The organism is Sneathiella chungangensis, assembly GCF_009882935.1.
Taxonomy (GTDB): domain Bacteria; phylum Pseudomonadota; class Alphaproteobacteria; order Sneathiellales; family Sneathiellaceae; genus Sneathiella; species Sneathiella chungangensis.
Window position 1 is genome coordinate 88,250 of the sequence record NZ_WTVA01000002.1, and the last position, 17,803, is coordinate 106,052.

General features: G+C 55.7%; 13 protein-coding genes. 12 read left to right on the forward strand and 1 reads right to left on the reverse strand.

From position 1 onward, the window contains the following. The first annotated feature begins 10 nt into the window (after positions 1-10). The 12 genes from GQF03_RS05360 to GQF03_RS05415 all read left to right on the forward strand — a co-directional run bounded on the left by GQF03_RS05360 (position 11) and on the right by GQF03_RS05415 (position 16,259). Positions 11-439: a universal stress protein gene (locus GQF03_RS05360; protein ID WP_161338191.1), complete on the forward strand. Its 429-nt coding sequence runs from the start codon at positions 11-13 to the stop codon at positions 437-439. A 348-nt stretch (positions 440-787) separates the two neighbouring features. Next, positions 788-2,035 carry an acyl-CoA dehydrogenase family protein gene (locus GQF03_RS05365; protein WP_174238722.1) on the forward strand — a complete coding sequence of 416 codons (1,248 nt, stop codon included), beginning with the start codon at positions 788-790 and terminating at the stop codon, positions 2,033-2,035. After that, entirely contained in the window at positions 2,022-3,029 is a 1,008-nt protein-coding gene (locus tag GQF03_RS05370; RefSeq protein WP_161338192.1) for an alpha/beta hydrolase, read from the forward strand. The genes GQF03_RS05365 and GQF03_RS05370 overlap by 14 nt, the downstream gene beginning before the upstream one ends. A 115-nt stretch (positions 3,030-3,144) precedes the next feature. Beyond that, positions 3,145-3,852: a nitroreductase gene (locus GQF03_RS05375; RefSeq protein ID WP_161338193.1), complete on the forward strand. Its 708-nt coding sequence runs from the start codon at positions 3,145-3,147 to the stop codon at positions 3,850-3,852. A gap of 128 nt (positions 3,853-3,980) precedes the next feature. Further along, entirely contained in the window at positions 3,981-5,627 is a 1,647-nt protein-coding gene (locus GQF03_RS05380; RefSeq protein ID WP_161338194.1) for a tetratricopeptide repeat protein, read from the forward strand. Between the two features lie 322 nt (positions 5,628-5,949). After that, complete coding sequence (locus GQF03_RS05385) at positions 5,950-7,260, forward strand: KamA family radical SAM protein (RefSeq protein ID WP_162858431.1); 1,311 nt, start codon at positions 5,950-5,952, stop codon at positions 7,258-7,260. Beyond that, positions 7,257-8,261 (forward strand): D-alanine--D-alanine ligase family protein, encoded by a 1,005-nt coding sequence (locus GQF03_RS05390; RefSeq protein ID WP_161338195.1) that lies wholly within the window; start codon positions 7,257-7,259, stop codon positions 8,259-8,261. Before GQF03_RS05385 ends, GQF03_RS05390 begins: the two co-directional genes overlap by 4 nt. A 7-nt stretch (positions 8,262-8,268) precedes the next feature. Then, positions 8,269-9,234, forward strand: a complete 966-nt coding sequence (locus tag GQF03_RS05395; protein ID WP_161338196.1) for a D-alanine--D-alanine ligase family protein — start codon at positions 8,269-8,271, stop codon at positions 9,232-9,234. After that, positions 9,234-11,501, forward strand: a complete 2,268-nt coding sequence (locus tag GQF03_RS05400) for a GNAT family N-acetyltransferase (RefSeq protein ID WP_161338197.1) — start codon at positions 9,234-9,236, stop codon at positions 11,499-11,501. The genes GQF03_RS05395 and GQF03_RS05400 overlap by 1 nt, the downstream gene beginning before the upstream one ends. A gap of 397 nt (positions 11,502-11,898) precedes the next feature. Further along, the gene (locus GQF03_RS05405) at positions 11,899-13,290 is read left to right on the forward strand and encodes an NAD(P)-binding protein (RefSeq protein ID WP_161338198.1); all 1,392 of its coding nucleotides are present in this window, start codon (positions 11,899-11,901) and stop codon (positions 13,288-13,290) included. 107 nt (positions 13,291-13,397) lie between these two features. After that, positions 13,398-15,146: an adenylate/guanylate cyclase domain-containing protein gene (locus GQF03_RS05410; RefSeq protein WP_338401310.1), complete on the forward strand. Its 1,749-nt coding sequence runs from the start codon at positions 13,398-13,400 to the stop codon at positions 15,144-15,146. Between the two features lie 252 nt (positions 15,147-15,398). After that, positions 15,399-16,259: an alpha/beta fold hydrolase gene (locus GQF03_RS05415; protein WP_161338200.1), complete on the forward strand. Its 861-nt coding sequence runs from the start codon at positions 15,399-15,401 to the stop codon at positions 16,257-16,259. Between the two features lie 103 nt (positions 16,260-16,362). Here the strand turns inward: GQF03_RS05415 and GQF03_RS05420 are convergent, their stop codons facing one another. Continuing rightward, positions 16,363-17,787, reverse strand: a complete 1,425-nt coding sequence (locus GQF03_RS05420; RefSeq protein ID WP_161338201.1) for a gamma-aminobutyraldehyde dehydrogenase — start codon at positions 17,785-17,787, stop codon at positions 16,363-16,365. Between the last annotated feature and the right edge of the window lie 16 nt (positions 17,788-17,803).

The following is a 17,803-nucleotide window of genomic DNA, read 5'->3' on the forward strand; positions in this document are numbered from 1 at the left end:
AGAGAATAGAATGTTCAAGGATATCTTGCTTGCAGTGGATGTCGAGGACGCGGGGTCATGGAAAAAGCCTGTTGAGGTCGCCACGGAATATGCAAGGGCGTTCAATTCCAATCTGCATATTATGACCGTCGTTCCGGATTTCGGCATGAGTATCGTCAGTTCCTATTTTCCGGCGGACTATGAGAAAAAGATGGTGGAAAAAACGACGGAGATGCTCCACAAGTTTGTTAAAGAGCATGTATCGGATGATATTCACGTCCAGCATATCGTCGGGCTGGGATCGATTTACGAAGAAATCCTTCGCGTCAGTGAGGAGATTAGCTCCGACCTGATTATCATGGGCACGCATCGCCCGAAGATGCAGGATTATCTTCTGGGTCCCAACGCGGCGCGGGTGACCCGACATGCGGCCTGTTCCGTGATGGTCGTGCGGGATTGATTGTCCAACCTGCCGGCGTCGCAAAGCCGGTAACCTCCTATGCAGTGAGCCGCTAGACGTGGCTGGCGGGGTCGTGGAAAAGGTCGCCGTCTTCCCGACGCTGAACATTTCTTAAACAAATTCCATAGAATGTTGTGCTGTCGACTTACCGTGTTGACCGGAAAGGTTTGCTCGGACATTCGGCGTCGAATTGGTCGATCGTCTGGTTAGGTTCTACACTATTTTTTGGCGCGACAGTCGGGTTCATCTCGCTCAAAGTATTTCCATTGTCAATCACAGCGGTTGACAGAAAGTTGTCAACATCGCAGCATCACCGAGGTTCAACTTTTAATAATAAGGAATAACAATATGTCAGGAACCGACCAGGAGTTGTTTAATCTGGCAATGTCGGAAGAGGCACGCCCCCTTCTTGACGCCGTGAAAAAGCATATCAAGGTAAATGTTGCGCCGATCACCGAGGAATTTTACGCCCTCAATGAAGAAAAGGAAGATCGCTGGAGCTGGCATCCGCGACAGCTTGAACTTCTAGACGGGGCGAAAGCGAAGGCAAAGGAATCGGGATTGTGGAATTTCTTCCTGCCTGACGCGGAAACCGGTGAAGGCCTGAACAATCTCGACTATGCCTATATTGCCGCGGAACTTGGTAAATGCAGTCTGGCTTCCGAGACCCTCAACTGCAGCGCGCCGGACACCGGCAATATGGAGGTGTTGGAACGGGTCGGGACTCCTGAACAAAAGGAAAAATGGTTGAAACCGTTGCTGAACGGGGAAATTCGATCGGCTTACGCGATGACGGAACCGGGCGAAGCGTCGTCGGATGCGAAAAATATCAGCACCACCGCCTATCTCGAAAATGGCGAATGGGTTATCAACGGCGAAAAATACTATATTTCAGGCGCCGGGGATCCCCGCTGTAAAATCATGATCACCATGGTCAAGACAAGCCCGGACGCGCCGCCCTCAAAGCAGCAGTCGCAGATCCTTGTACCGATCGACACTCCCGGCGTGAAAATCCTCGAAGGGATGCAGGTCTTCGGTGAGGATCACGCGCCGCGCGGCCATATGCATATCAAATTCGATAACGTACGCGTGCCGGAGGAAAATATGCTTCTGGGCGAAGGTCGCGGCTTCGAAATTTCGCAGGTGAGGCTGGGACCGGGACGTATTCATCATTGCATGCGCTCCCTCGGGCAGGCGGAACTGGCGCTGGAACTGATGGTTCAGAGAGCCGGTAGTCGCGAGGCTTTTGGCAAGACGATATTGAAGCTTGGCAAAAATCTCGAAGTCATTTCCCGGGCGCGCATCGAAATGAACGCCATGCGCCTGATGGTCCTTCAGGCCGCGAAAGCCATGGATGTTCTCGGCAACAGGGAGGCGCGCGTCTATGTGAGCGCGGTCAAGGCGATGGTGCCGGAAAAAGTCTGCCAGATTATCGATCAGGCAATCCAGATGCATGGCGCAACCGGCATTTCGCAATGGTCGCCGCTTGCCAGCATGTATACGCATCAGCGGCACCTCCGCTTTGCCGACGGACCCGATGAAGTCCATCACATGGTCGTTGGCCGTGCCGAGGCGCAAAAGCATGGTGTCTGGTAAAGGCGCATTGGAAGCGCAGGGGATCATGAAGGATCTGATTGTCGAAGAATTCATGGTCCCCTCCGGCGAATCCGGGCTTCGCATATACCTTCGGAACAAGCGTCACCAGGATACGGAAGTGGGTAATCCTGCCCGGACGTTGCTGTTCGTACATGGTGCGACATATCCGTCATCGGTGACGTTCGATTTTTCCGCCAGCGGATATTCCTGGATGGATACGCTGGCGCACGCTGGTTTCGACTGCTGGCTGATGGATATCCGGGGATATGGGCGTTCCGACCGCCCGGCGGAGATGGAGCAAAAGCCCGAAGCGAACGGACCCATCGTGCATACGGACGTTGCTGTTGCCGATCTGGCTGCAATGATGGAGTTTGTCCTGAAGAAACGCGCGTTGGCGAAATTGCAATTGCTGGGATATTCCTGGGGCACGCTGATCACCGGCGCCTATACGGCCAAAAACAATGACAAGGTCGAACGGTTGGCATTATTTGGGACGAGTATGCTGAATTCCGGCGCGTCACTGATTGGAAGTGAGCGGCCGACGATGGCCTATCGCTATGTTGACGCCCAATCGGTCAGGGCCCGATGGCAGCATGGCCTCGATCCGGCGGAAATTCAGGATATCATTGAACCGGACTGGCAAAGAAAGTGGCTGGAAGAGGCCATCGCCAGCGATCCCAAATCAGGTGAGCACGACCCGCCCATGCTGCGTGCGCCGACGGGCGTGGTAGATGACAAGGTGTGCCGCTGGTCTCAGGGTATTTTCCAGTATGATCCCGCTGACATAACGGTGCCGACACTGGTCATCGTCGGGGAAAGAGATATCGAGACGACGCCCGAAGGGGCTTTGTCAGCTTATCACAAACTCACCAACACGCCGCATCGTCGATATGTGATCATCGGCAAGACAACTCACTCGGCGCTGCTGGAACGGCGTCGTGATCAGCTTTTCAGGGCAACCCGATCCTTTCTTGAAGAGGAGTTTGAAGATTAGGCGGTATTCCACTGGCGACGGTGCCTTCTATTGTAAAAAGGATCGCTTTCGCTAAACTTCCACAGGCAAATTTTCCGCGCGCATTCAAGGCGCTTCCAGAATAAGAGAAAATAATATGGATTTTGATACAGTTGTGCGTGGCAGGCGCTCCATCCGTGGCTATAAACCGGACCCAATTCCGAAAGAGGTTCTTAAGGAAATTATAGAAATCGCCACCCGTGCGCCGTCATCGATGAATACCCAGCCCTGGCATCTGCATGTGATCAGCGGCGAACCGCTGGACCGCATCCGGGCGGGCAACACGGAGCGTAACCTGGCCGGTGTTCCGCCGTCGCGGGAGTTCCGGGTCGAGGGTAAATATGAAGGAGTGCATCGCGATCGTCAGGTGAAAGTCGCCGTCCAGCTATTCGAAGCCATGGGCATCGCGCGTCATGATGCCGAACGGCGACAGGAATGGGTCTTGCGTGGGTTTCGCCAGTTCGACGCGCCCGTTTCCGTCATCATTGCCTATGACAGGGAGCTGCAGGGCGATATCCGCCATTTCGACCTTGGCGCCATCACCTACGGACTGGTTCTCGCCGCCTGGAGCCGTGGGATCGGCGCCGTCATCAACAGTCAGGGCATCATGCAGTCCCCTGTCGTGCGCGAGCACGCAGGAATTCCCGAAAATCACGTAATCCAAACCGCAGTTGCCATGGGCTATCCGGACGATGATTTTCCGGCGAATGCTGTTGTCTCGACACGCAGGCCGGTTGATGAAGTAGCGACCTTCATCGGTTTTGAGGACGAGGAAACCCTCCGCCGGGCGGGCGCCGGAGATTAACTACCCCGTCGGAAAAGAGGGGATTCCAGCCTGATTATATGCTACTATTTCGCTCTCCATAAAACGTTGACGGTGTCGATTTTCCATATTTCATCGTCAGCCAGAAAAAACGACTGGGGGCGAAATCGATGACAGAATTTGATTTAGGCTCGTACTCCCGAGACATTACCGTAGCGTCACCAGTAGCAAAAAAAGAGTTCGATCAGGGGCTGATATGGCTCTACGGATATAATCACGAAGCTGCCGTGGAATGTTTCGAAAGGGCGATCGAGGCGGATCCGAATTGCGGTTTGGCGCATTGGGGCGTCGCCTATGGGGTCGGCCCGAACTATAACAAACCATGGGAATTCTTTAACCCCGAAGAACGTGTCGCCGCCCTTAAGCGCGCGCATGAAGCCATTTCCTGCGCGCGGAACCTTCGGGACAGTCTGCGCCCTGTCGAGGTGGCGCTTATCGACGCGATTGGCGACCGGTTTCCGGACGATCCGGAAATCGAGGACTATGCCCCCTGGAATGACGCGTTTTCCGACGCGATGCGCAAAGTCCATGCCGAGCATAACCACGATCTCGACGTAGTCTGCCTGTTTGCCGAGGCGTTGATGAACCGGACGCCCTGGCTTCTGTGGGATCTCGCCACCGGGGAGCCGCGGGAGGGTGCCTCAACCCGTGAAGCTCAGGCCGCGCTTGAGGCCGCCTTCGATGGCCTGCCGGGGGCCTGGGATCACCCTGGGCTGTTGCATATGTATATCCACCTGATGGAGATGTCGCCGACGCCTGAAAAAGCGCTTCGCCATGGTGACAGGTTGGTCGACCTGGTCCCAGACAGCGGGCATCTGGTGCATATGGCGACGCATATCGACGTCCTTTGCGGTGACTATCAGAATGTGGTCTGGCGCAACCGGCGGGCTGCGGAGATCGACAGGAAATATGAAAATGTGGCAGGTGCGCAGAATTTCTACACGCTCTATCGTATCCATAATGTCCATTTCGAGGCTTATGGCGCAATGTTCCTCGGCCAGCCCGACAAGGCGCTTGCGGCATCAGAGGAGTTAATGCGGATGTTGCCGGAGTCGGTTGTCCGCTTCATGCCGGAGTTTTTCGAGGCCTTCTATGGCAAGAAAATTCATGTGATGGTGAGGTTCGGCCAGTGGAAGGAAATTCTGGAAGAACCATTCCCTGACGATCAGGAACTCTACAGCTACACGACGGCCGCCATGCGGCAGGCACGCGCGATTGCTTTCGCCAATCTTGGACGGCTGGCGGAGGCCGAAGAGGAGCGAAAACTCGCCCTCAAGGCTTTCGATGTTGTTCAGGAGGGAAGGATGGTCTTCAACAACACTAGTCAGGATGTGCTGAAGGTCGGAGAGGCGATGATGGATGGCGAAATTGCCTTTAAATCGGGGCGGACGGAAGAAGGGCTCGATCACCTGAGGCGGTCGGTCGAACTGGACGATAATCTTCTTTACGATGAGCCCTGGGGATGGATGCAGCCGACCCGGCATGCTCTCGGTGCGCTGCTGATGGAAGATGGCCGGTTCGAGGAAGCCGAAGCCGTCTACCGGGCGGATCTCGGGCTTGATGACACCCTTGCGCGCGCCTGTCAGCATCCGCGCAATGTCTGGAGTTTGCATGGCCTTCACGAATGCCTGAACCGGCGGGGTGAGTTAACGGAAGCGACGCATATCAGGCGATTGCTGGATCAGGCAGTCGCCCGGGCAACTGTTCCGATCCATGCCTCCTGCTATTGCCGGAAAAGGGCGAAAGCTGCCGCCTGATTTCATTGCTGCGTCTGGTTTTGGACCACTGGAAAGATGATTTGAAAGTTTGGCGGGTTCGCGAAGGTGCCGACGTCGCGAGCTCGTCGCCGATTCAGGATGATTTGCAAAAAAAAGCCGCTGCCGCGCTTGGTTAAAAATTTGTTAAGATTCAGATGGTTAGATATTTTTATCACATCGTAAATTAGCTTTTTTTGTTATTGTAAAAAAAACTCTTGACGATTTCGCGGATCGGAATATTTATGCGAATGTTCGGGAGTGTGGCGACAGAATCGACGATTGTCGCGCGACGGCCCCTCCTGACGCAGAGAACCATCATACGATGAACTCACCAGTAGCTGGCCAAGCGGCAATGGAGGCCGCCAAGCCTCCCAGTCGACGCTTCCTTCAAAGCGAAGATTTTAAACCACTTCCTCACATCATTGCAGATAACACCGCACATGCGGACCCGTCTGCATTTCCCATATCGGAGCGCTCCCGTGCCTTCAAGGACCAGTTTTTTCCCGCCGCAAGCGACGCGGAATGGCTCGATTGGCGGTGGCAGCTCAGAAACCGGATCAGGTCCCTTGCGGGTCTTGAACGGATCTTCAATTTGACCGCCGACGAGCGCGATGCGGTATCGCGTCATACGGGGTCGTTGCCCATGGGCATTACCCCCTATTATGCGAGTTTGATGAGCCTCGATAACCCCTCAGAGGGTCTTCGCCGTACGCATATTCCGGTGGGTAATGAATTCATCAAGATGCCAGGCGAAGCCGACGATCCGCTCGGCGAGGACCATGATGCGGCGGTGCCGGGTCTTGTTCATCGCTACCCGGACCGGGTGCTGTTTCTCGCAACCGGCTTCTGCTCCACCTATTGCCGCTATTGCACGAGATCGCGCATGGTCGGCGAGGCGGGCGGCGAGTATGAATTCTCGAAGTCCCAGTGGGAGAAGGCATTCGATTATATCGCGGCGCATCCGGAAATCCGCGACGTGCTGATCTCGGGCGGCGATCCGCTGACCTTGTCGGATGACCGGCTTGACTATCTGCTGACGCGCCTCCGGGCGATCGAGCATGTGGAATTCATCCGCATCGGCTCGAAAATACCGGTTGTGATGCCGATGCGGATCACCAAGTCGCTGACGGATATGCTGAAAAAGCACCATCCGCTGTGGATGAGCATTCATTTCACCCATCCGGATGAACTGACGCCCGAAGTAACCGAGTCGACAGCGCGGCTTGCCGACGCGGGTATTCCGCTCGGCAGCCAGACGGTGCTCTTGAAGGGGATCAATGACGATCTCTCCATCATCAAGCCGTTGATGCATGGCCTGCTGAAACGCCGGGTGAAACCCTATTACCTCTACCAATGTGACCCGATCACCGGTTCTTCGCATTTCCGGACGCCAGTGGCGAAAGGCCTCGAAATCATCGAGGGTTTGCGCGGCCACACGACGGGCTACGCGATCCCGACCTTTGTGATCGATGCTCCGGGTGGTGGCGGCAAGATCCCGTTGCTTCCTGATTATGTGGTCGGCCGCGACGGAGAGGATCTCATCCTTCGTAACTTCGAAGGCGGAACCTATCGCTATCACGATCCGGACGGCGTGATCGGGACGGAACCCTGTCATCAGCAGGCCGCGCAATGAAGCTCGGCCTCGTCTATGACCTGCGCGATGACTATCTCGCCCTCGGGTTTTCGGAGGAAGAGACGGCGGAATTCGATTCCCGCGCCACCATCGACGCGCTTGATGGCGCCCTTGGCCGACTTGGATGGGACGTCCATCGGGTTGGGCGTGGGCAGGAGCTTGCGCGTTGGTTGGTGGGCGGGGAGCGGTTCGATCTTGTCTTCTCCATTGCCGAGGGCCTGCATGGACGCTCGCGGGAAGCCCAGGTTCCGGCGCTCTGCGAGATGTTTGACCAGCCCTACGCCTTTTCCGATCCGCTGACCATGGCGGTGACGCTGGACAAGCCGGTGGCCAAACGCATCGTCCGCGACAGCGGCATTCCGACGGCGGATTTCGCGATTTTTGCAGAGGCCGTAAAGCCTTTGCCGGAGATCGCCTTTCCGGCGTTCCTGAAGCCGATCGCGGAAGGGACGGGCAAGGGTTGCGGCGGCCGTTCGAAGGTATCAAATAGAACGGAGCTCAAGCGTGAGGCCGCGCGGCTGATCGAGAAATTCCATCAGCCGGTGATTGCCGAGAGCTATCTTGCGGGCCGTGAGTTCACGGTCGGCATTGTCGGCAACGGCGCAGAGGCGCGAGTGATTGCCGTGATGGAGATCGCCGTCAAACCCGATGCGGACAGCGGGATCTACAGCTACGAAATAAAGGAAAACTGGGAACCCTTCGTGACTCTGTCGATTGCGAATGACGCGGAAGCACACCTCGCCGGAGAGCGGGCGCTTGCCGCCTATCATGCGCTCGGTTGCCGGGATGCGGCGCGCGTTGATCTTAAATCGGACGGCCATGGCTCGCCGCAATTTCTTGAAGTCAACCCGATCGCCGGATTGCATCCAACCCATTCGGATTTGCCGATCCTGACGACGAAGGCGGGCTATAGTTACGACTGGCTCATTGGAGAAATTGTAACGTCGGCGCTAAGCCGCTACGCAGCAGCCACACCGGTCACAAACGTCCGGGCGGCCTGAGACGTCAATGACGGACTATATTCCGGTCCTGCACGGAGGCACCGACCTCCGCGCGGACGAGCTCGATACCATCGAAAGCGCGAAGCACATCGCGTCGGCGCTGGAAAGGCTTGGATATCGGAGCGAGGTTATTGCGCTCGATATTGATTTCACCGTGGTCGAGACAATCGCCCAGGCGAAGTCACTTGTCGTTTTTAATCTTGTTGAGAGTATCCGTGGAGACGGTCGGCTTGGTCATCTCGCCTGCGCCTTCCTGGAGCATTTCGGACTAGCCTATACTGGGGTCGGGGAATCCGCTTTTTTCCAGAGCAATTCGAAGCGGCTCTCTAAAGCGCTACTGCGCGCCGCAAACTTGCCGACACCCCGGGAATGGACGGATGTCGCGGCGGCGGGCCAGAAAGTGATTATCAAGTCAGTTAATGAACATGCCTCATACGGAATGGACCAGAATTCGATTGTCGAGGGGTCAGAGGCTTTGAACGAGATTGCCCGCCGGGAGAAGGAGTATGGCGGTCGCTTCTTCGCCGAAGCCTATATTCCGGGGCGCGAGTTCAATATCTCGATGGTGGAGACGAAAAGGGGACCCATGGTGCTGCCGATTGCCGAAATGCGGTTTGACGGGCTGCCGGAGGGGACCTATCCGATCGTCGACTACAACGCGAAATGGAACGAGGAAAGTGATATCTATCATCATACAAGGCGCAGTTTCGGACTTGAGGCGCAAGAGCCTGATCTTGCGTCGGAGCTTGTCCGTATCTGCAACGATTGCTGGGTTGCTGCGGACCTCTCAGGCTACGCTCGGATTGATTTTCGTGTCGATCCTGCCGGTCGTATCTACATCCTCGAATATAACGCCAATCCCTGCCTTGCGCCCAATGCCGGATTTGCGGCGGCGCTCGGCGAAGCCGACATGCGCTATGAGGATGGCATCCGGATGATAGTCGACGCGGCTCTGGCGAAGGAAGCAAACTGATGTTCCGCATTCGAACCCTGACTGATGCCTCGGCACCTGCCAACCAGAAAGCAATCGCGGAGATCCAGACGATCATCCGCGATCAGTTCTCCGATATGACGGACAAAGACATCGCCAAGTTGCCGGAACAGATTTCCGACCCGATCACCCACCAGTTCGTGGCCAAGGTCTCGGTCGCCGAAGACGGGCGTGGGCGTATTCGCGGCTTCTCGCTTCTGCTTGTCGATCCGCTGCTCAATTTTGGTTATCTCGAACTGATTGCAACGGCCAAGAGCGGTTCGGGCAGCGGCGTCGGCGCGGCGCTTTATGAGCAGATCCAGCAGCGTGCGCGGGAAAAGGGCTTGCGCGGCCTCTATTTCGAATGCCTGCCCGATGATCCGGAGCTGAGCCCCAACCCGGATATCCGCAAGCAGAATGAGGACCGGCTCCGTTTCTATGAGGGGTTCAATGCCTTTCCGATCATGGGAACGGACTACGAGACGCCGGTAACGCCGGGAACCTTCGACAGCCCCTATCTGATGTTTGACGGCCTTGGCGAATTCATGCTGCCGCCCGCGGTGACCTTACGCCGGATCGTCCGTGCCATCCTGGAGCGGAAATATGCCGATCTCTGTCCGCCGGAATATGTCCAGCGCGTCGTCGAATCGATTAAGGACACTAAATTCGCGATCCGGCTGCCGCGCTATGGCAGTAAAATGCCTGACCTCAAACAACAGGCTGTCGCGGCGAAAATTCCGCTTATCGTCAATGACCGACATGATATCCACCATATCCGCGAGCGCGGCTATGTCGAGGCGCCGGTCCGCATCAAATCCATCCTCAAGGAACTGGAGCCGACGGGGCTTTTTGAGGTGACGGCGCCGAAGCATTATGGCGACCGGCATATCAAGGCCGTTCATGACACCCGGCTTGTCGATTATATCGAGCAGGCCTGTGCCGATGCGCCGGAGGGTAAATCGATCTACCCTTATGTCTTCCCGATCAGGAATGCGCAGCGAATGCCCAAGGACCGCTCTGTGCTTGCCGGTTACTGGTGCATCGATACCTTCACGCCGCTTAATCGCAACGCCTTTCCGGCGGCGCGGCGGGCCGTTGATTGTACCCTGACGGCGACAGAAGCGGTTCTCGATGGCGCAAGGGCGGCCTATGCGCTGATCCGTCCGCCCGGTCATCATGCGGAGAGCCGAGCCTTCGGTGGATTTTGCTATTTCAATAATGCTGCGATATCGGCGCAATATCTCTCCCGTTATGGGAGGGTGGCTGTGCTTGATGTCGATTACCATCATGGGAATGGCACACAGGACATTTTCTATGAACGCGACGATGTACTCACGGTTTCGATCCATGGCGACCCGTCCTTCGCCTATCCCTATTTCACCGGCTTTCGTGATGAAACCGGACGCGGGGCCGGGGCGGGATGCAATCTCAATATCCCGCTTCCCGAAACAATCGTGCCGGACGATCATCGCGAGGCGCTCAAAAAGGCGTTCGCGCGCATCCGGGATCATGCACCGGCCTATCTGGTTGTGGCGCTCGGCCTTGACGCCGCAAAGGGTGATCCGACGGGCACCTGGCCCTACCGCGCCGCCGATTTCTACAAGATGGGGGCATTGATTGCCGGAATCGGCCTTCCCATGGTGTTCGTGCAGGAGGGCGGGTATCGCGTGCGCAATCTCGGTGTCAATGCCCGGCGCTTTTTTGAAGGCGTGGCAAGTGTTGCCAAGACGCCGGACCTGACCTGGCAACTGAAACGCAAAGGCGGCACAGGCAAGAACGAGCCGATGAAATGGCGCTCGTCCGTTGCGCCTGCCGATGTCGCTGAAATCCGCCGGATCGTTATGGCCACCAACGCTTTTTCCGGAGAGGAGATCGATATCGCGGCGGAACTGGCGGAGGAACGTATCACCAAGGGCCGGGCCTCCGGCTATGAGTTCATCCTTGCGATCCAAAACGGCAGGCTCGCGGGCTACGCCTGTTATGGCAAGACCCCGGGCAGCGAGCAGGCCTATGATCTTTACTGGCTCGTCGTCGATCCGGACCGACAGCGAAGCGGGCTCGGGGGTCAAATTCTGGATTGCACCGAGGCGGCTATTCGCAACGCAGGCGGCGCCTTCATGATCGCGGAAACCTCGTCAACGGTTGCTTATGACAAGGCGCGTGCGTTTTATGAGCGTGTCGGGTTCGAGAGGCTGGTTGAAATAAACGATTTCTACCGGCCCGGAGACAATAAGGTCATTTATCGGAAAAGTTGTCCACCTCAATCCTGAATAGACGGGAATAGATTTCCATAGGACACACCTGTCTGCGACCTATTTTCGTAACGATACGATTATCAGTCTGAAGATTGTTCGAACACCCAAAAGTACGGATTGCAAGAAGTCACGGCCGGGCGGACGGTTGACTAATTGATGAAACCTTCTTCCAACTCGGGAAAATGCATGATAAATTAGTAAAATATTATATTTGATTCAATTCTGAATATGGGGACTGTCTATGGCGCAAACAGAATCCAGCGATATAGCAAACGTCCAAATCAGTTATAGTATCGGTGGTGGGGCACGACAAAAACTGGGCGCCGATTTTCTGATTGTCGCATGTGATCCGCGAGGCCTGTTCGGGATTGCAAATTATACCGCATATGAGACAAATCTGTTCAAGAGGTTGGTGAACTTCACTTTTCATACAACACTTCTAAAGGTCAAACGCGGGACTAAACCGGATCATGGCGTTCTCTTCGCGCCCAGCCGTCTTGAGGAAATGCGAGGCTGGATTTACGGCTATCGCAACGAAACAGGCAAGACTTACGGGATGGACATAGCCAACGAGATGGAGGAAAACCTTGTTACGGTTTACCAGATCGTAAAAACAGTGGAGCATCCGCCGCCGCCGTTAAAATTCCGGCAGTATCTGGAATATTATCTCGCAAAGCTTGAGTGGTGGCCCTATGGGGCGGATTATGAAGTCCTGAGCGAAGTCACGACCCCCTATTTCGACCATTTCGGCCCGGAAGATCTCGAGTTGAACATGCCGTGGAATTATCTCGATATCCAGGGTAAGAACCACACCGCCTTTGTCCATGCGTCGACCTGTTTTGAATCCGTATTGCATTGCTGGCTTTACATAAATCTGCTGTTCACGCCTGATGACCCCAGTAAGAAAAGCAGGATCGAACTGCCGGAGGATAAATCGGCTCCCATTGTGATACTGGGAGCGGGAGTTAGCGGGCTATTGGCGGGCAATCTATTGCGTGACCTTGGCTATAAATCCGTCCGGATACTTGAAAAGACGGATCGCTATGGCGGTAAAACTCATACGGTACCAGAGGGGTTTCCCCGCCCGCCAAACGAAACCAAGAATACAATTTGCGAACTGGGGACATGTTACCTGTCGCCGGCCTATGACGAGATGGTCAAGACACTGGCGAAATTCACCACGGATGTGGGAAACAAGCGAGTCGGGTTCGGCGGGCCCGGCGGTAATTTTCGCGGAATCATTACCCAAGGGCAATTTTCGGGTAAATTTCCCGTACCGCCGGTTGTGAGTTATCCTGAATATATTCTCTTGAAGGCGGCGGATGAAACGGGTATGCCGCCGCCGATGGGGCCCGATGGGCAAAAAAATGCTGCGGCGCTAAAGGCGAAGATCGCGAATGATCTTGATGCCTATTGCAGTGAGCATGCCCATATTATGGGGCAGCAAAAGCCGATGCCGCTGAAGGCGCCCGATCCGTTTCTGCATTCCAAATCGGCGCGGACTTTCCTCGATTTCCTGCGGGCCAACGGCTGGGAATCTCTGGTCGGACTCATGCAATATGGCTATTCGGTTCAAGGATATGGACCGTTGGACGAAATTCCGGCCTACTACGGGCTTGTTTGGGTTACGCCGGATGTGGCACGGCAGATCGCCAGAGAATTCCGTCATCCCAGTGACAAGGATATTGTGACCGCCTGGTCATTGGGTTGGAGTGATGTCTGGTACCACATGCAGCGGGGAATGAACATCACCTATAATGTTGAGGCTATTTCAGTTTATCGGGCGGGCGTTCTGGACGATTAAACCGTTACCCGCCAACAGCTTGAAGGAAGAAGTCTTGTGAGGCGCAGCACAATCTTCAGAAACGGACAGTCTTGAATAAGCTTTTGGAAAGACGTCTGACAACCATCGTGGCCGCGGATCTCGTGGGATACTCGCGGTTGGTCTCAAATAACGAAGAGGCCGTGATCACGAGATTTCGGGACTTGCGACGGGACCTTATCGTTCCAACAATTTCGAGCGCGCAAGGCCGGGTCATCAAAACCATGGGAGACGGGTTTCTTGTCGAGTTTCCGTCGCCGCGCGCCGCTTTGCATACGGCCGTCTTTCTCCAACACGCAATGTATGAGCGCGAAGGCGCAATCCCTTCTGAAACGCGGCTGATGTTCCGTATCGGGATCAATTACGGGGAGGTCATTGTCGATGGCGACGACGTGCTGGGAGATGTGGTCAACATTGCCGCCCGACTTGAAAGCATTGCGCCGCCGGGCGGTGTCTGCATCTCCGAGGCAGTGTATACAGAAGTCGCCGATGCCAGCGACACGCGCCTGGTGCCGTTGGGGCCGCAATATGTGAAGAACATTCCGGCGCCGGTGAATGCATGGAATGCGCTGATCAAGGGCGTTGATGCCAGCCCGACCAAACCTGCCAGACGCTCCGAGCGTCCATCCATAGCGGTCTTGGCCTTTGAGAATAACTCGGATGACGACGAACAGAGGTTCCTCGCGGACGGTATTGCCGAAGACGTTATTGTCCAGTTGTCGCGTTTTCGATCCCTTTTCGTCATCGCGCGAAATTCCGCCTTTTCATACAGAAACACACACAAGGATGTGCGTGAAATAGCCCGCGAGCTTGGGGTGCGCTACGTGGTCGAGGGATCGGTTCGCCGGGGGGGAGATCGTCTGCGAGTGAGTGCTCATCTGGTCGAGGCAAAAACCGGCAGGCATATCTGGTCCGGCCGGTGGGATCGCACGGTCTCAGATCTGTTTGACCTGCAGGATGAATTAACCCACGCGATCGTGTCGGAACTTGCGCCGGAGCTTGGTGCGAATGAGCGGTCGCTGGCAAGGCGCAAACCTACTGAAAATTTGACAGCGTGGGAACTCTGCCAAAAGGGATTGGCAGAGTTTTACAATTACAGTGAAGAGAGTTATCCCGCCGCGGCAAGGCTGTTTAAAGCGGCGATCGACGCTGACCCTGAATTTGCCTTGCCATATGCGCTTTTGGGACGATGGCATTCTGTCATGGTTACGACCGGCCGGAGTGTCGATATCCCCAATGATGTGCAGCAGGGGTTGATCAATGCGAGCAAGGCGATTGAGCTGGATGATCGATTGGAAGACGGTCATTTCGCGCTGGGATCATTGCTGACCCTGATGCGTCAGGAAACGCAGGCCAAAGACTCTCTGGATCGCGCCTATGCGCTGAATGACAATAACCCGGTGATGTATCACGCGCGCACGATGTTTTACCTGTATCAGGTTGAGCCCGATACACATGCGATGGAGAAATCGGCACAAACGGCCCTGGCGCTTAATCCGAAGGACCCGCTGGCCTGGGCATTCCATTTCATGATCGGAACAGCCCGCTGGATGCGGAACCTTGAAAATCTGCGGCCAGATGTGAAAGAGGCAATAGATGCCGCCTGTGCGTCGGTGCAGGTGGATTACTTTCCGCTCATAATTGGGGCGGTATTGTATGTGCGCCTGAATGATTTGGATCAGGCAAAATACCTGCTGGAGCGGGCCATGGGGCGTCGTCCGGCATTGACGCTGAAGATGTGGCACACGGCCTTTCCATTTCCATCATGGCCGCGCATGATCAAATCGATCGAGCCCGAGCTTGAAAAGCTGGTCGAGATCGGGCTGCCGAGGGAGTAAAGGAAGACAACCCCCATTTTGCGCTGATGAGAAACGTCAGCTTATACCTACATAACTCAGTCGCTTGAAACAGTGCCCATCTGCGGCAGGGAATTCCGGATACGCTGATATTGCTTGCCAGACGCTTTTCTAATAGCCCGTGCGGAACAGTCTTTATTTATTCGCGGAATGAATTCCTCGAGTAGACCGCAGCCAGTTATTCATTTTATAGTACTCTCAAAACAACATGATCAGTCATACGGTAAATCTCCCATGGGTCCGATTTCAAACAGCTATATTTCGCAACGCATTAAGCTTCACTATGTCGATTGGGGTAATCCGGAAGCGCCGCCTCTGCTGCTCATCCATGGGGGGCGGGACCATTGCCGGAATTGGGACTGGGTAGCGGAGGAACTGCGCCATGACTGGCATATTATCGCGCCGGATTTGCGGGGTCATGGGGACAGCGGTTGGTCGACCGACGGCAACTACAACATCCAGAGTTATGTCTACGATATCGCACAGCTGATCCATCAGAAGGAGCTGAGCCCCGTTACGATTGTCGCGCATTCCATGGGCGGGAACATCGCGCTCCGCTACACGGGCATTTACCCGGAAAATGTCCGCAAGCTTGTCGCAATCGAGGGGCTGGGATTTTCCCCCAAGATGATCAAGGAAGCGCAGGCTGTGCCAACCGCGAAACGCTGGCGCGACTGGATTGATAAAAAACGGGCGGCGAGCGCCCGCACCCATCGCCGGTATGAAACCTTTGAGGATGCCCTCGCCCGGATGAAGGCCGAAAACAAGCATTTGTCACATGAGCAGGCCCTGCATTTGACAACTCATGCGGTCAATCAGAATGAAGACGGCACGTTCAGCTGGAAGTTCGACCATTATATGCGGGTTTGGTGGCCGTTCGATATTAGCCAGTCGGAAACCCAGGAGCTCTGGGGCGAGATTACCTGCCCGACGATGCTCTGTTACGGCAATGACAGCTGGGCATCAAACCCGGTTGATGATGGCCGGATTAAATATTTCAAGAATGCGGTCGTGAAAAATTACGAAAATGCGGGTCACTGGTTACACCACGATCAATTCGACAGGTTCATTGCCGACTTGAGAGAATTTTTGTGATCGCCGAAAGAACCGGTGTGAGCGGCTGCCTGCGGCGCGCTGGCCGCTTCACATCTGGTACGAACTTCCCCGCCTAGCAGTCAACGGGGCGTATTGTTCCCGATCAGTGAGCGATCATGACATGGCGTACGGCTGTGTAATCCTCAAGCGCGTAAAGCGACATATCCTTCCCATAGCCAGACTGCTTGAGACCGCCATGCGGCATTTCATTGACCAGCATGAAATGAGTGTTGATCCAGGTGCAGCCATATTGCAGCCGCGCCGCTGTTCTCATGGCGCGGGAGACGTCCTTCGTCCAGATTGATGAGGCCAGTCCGTAATCAGAGTCATTTGCCCAGGCGACGGCTTCTTCATCGTCCTTGAACCGGGTGACGGAGACAACCGGTCCAAAAACCTCCCGGCGCACGATCTCATCTTTCTGGAGCGCTCCCGCGATAACTGTGGGTTCATAGAAAAAGCCGCCTCCCTCTGTCACGTTGCCACCGACGGTAATCTCCATATGCTTCTGTTCCGAGGCGCGCTGGACGAAGCTTGCGACACGGTCGCGCTGGCGTTGCGAAATAAGCGGACCGATTTCGTTGGCCGTATCGTCTTCCTTCGCAAAGGAAATCTTGGCAACTTCGGCGCTGAGATCAGCAACCAGACTGTCATAGATTTTTGGACCGGCGTAGATCCGGCAGGCCGCTGTGCAATCCTGTCCGGCATTATAATATCCGAACGCCCGGAGCCCCTGGACCACTGCGGAAATATCCGCATCGTCATAGACGATGACCGGCGCCTTGCCGCCGAGTTCAAGATGCGTCCGCTTGACGGATTTCGCCGCCGCCTCCAGCACCTTTTTGCCCGTGGCGACGTCGCCGGTAATCGAAATCATATCCACCTTCGGGTGGTTGATCAGCGCATTGCCGACACTCTGCCCGCGGCCGAGGATGACATTTACCACGCCCTCGGGAAGCACGTCCGCCAGAATTCCGGCCATTTTAAGAGCGGTGAGGGGAGTCTGCTCGGAGGGTTTGAAGACGACGGTATTCCCTCCCGCGATTGCCGGCGCAAGCTTCCAGGCCATCATCATCAACGGATAATTCCAGGGGGCAATCGATCCGACGACGCCAATCGGATCCCGGCGGATCATCGAGGTAAAGCCTTCCATATACTCGCCGGCGGCACTGCCGGGAATGCACCGGACCGCACCGGCAAAGTAGCGGTAGCAATCAACAATGGCAGGAATTTCATCGCCGCGCACCGCGTTGATCGGTTTGCCGCAATTGAGCGCTTCGAGCGTTGCAAAGCCCTCCGCCTCCGCCTCGATACGATCGGCGATCCGCAGAAGATAGGTCGACCGCTCCGCCGGTGTGGTTCGCGACCATTTGGTAAATGCCGCCTCGGCTGCATTGACCGCCTTGTCGATCTGGTCCTTTGATGCCTCAGGCAGCATCATGATGGTCTCGCCGGTTTTCGGGTTGAGGATCGTTTCTTCTTTTTCCCGCCCGGCTTCAAAGGCGGATCCGATCAGCATTTTGGTGTCCATCAGGGTATCTCCTAGA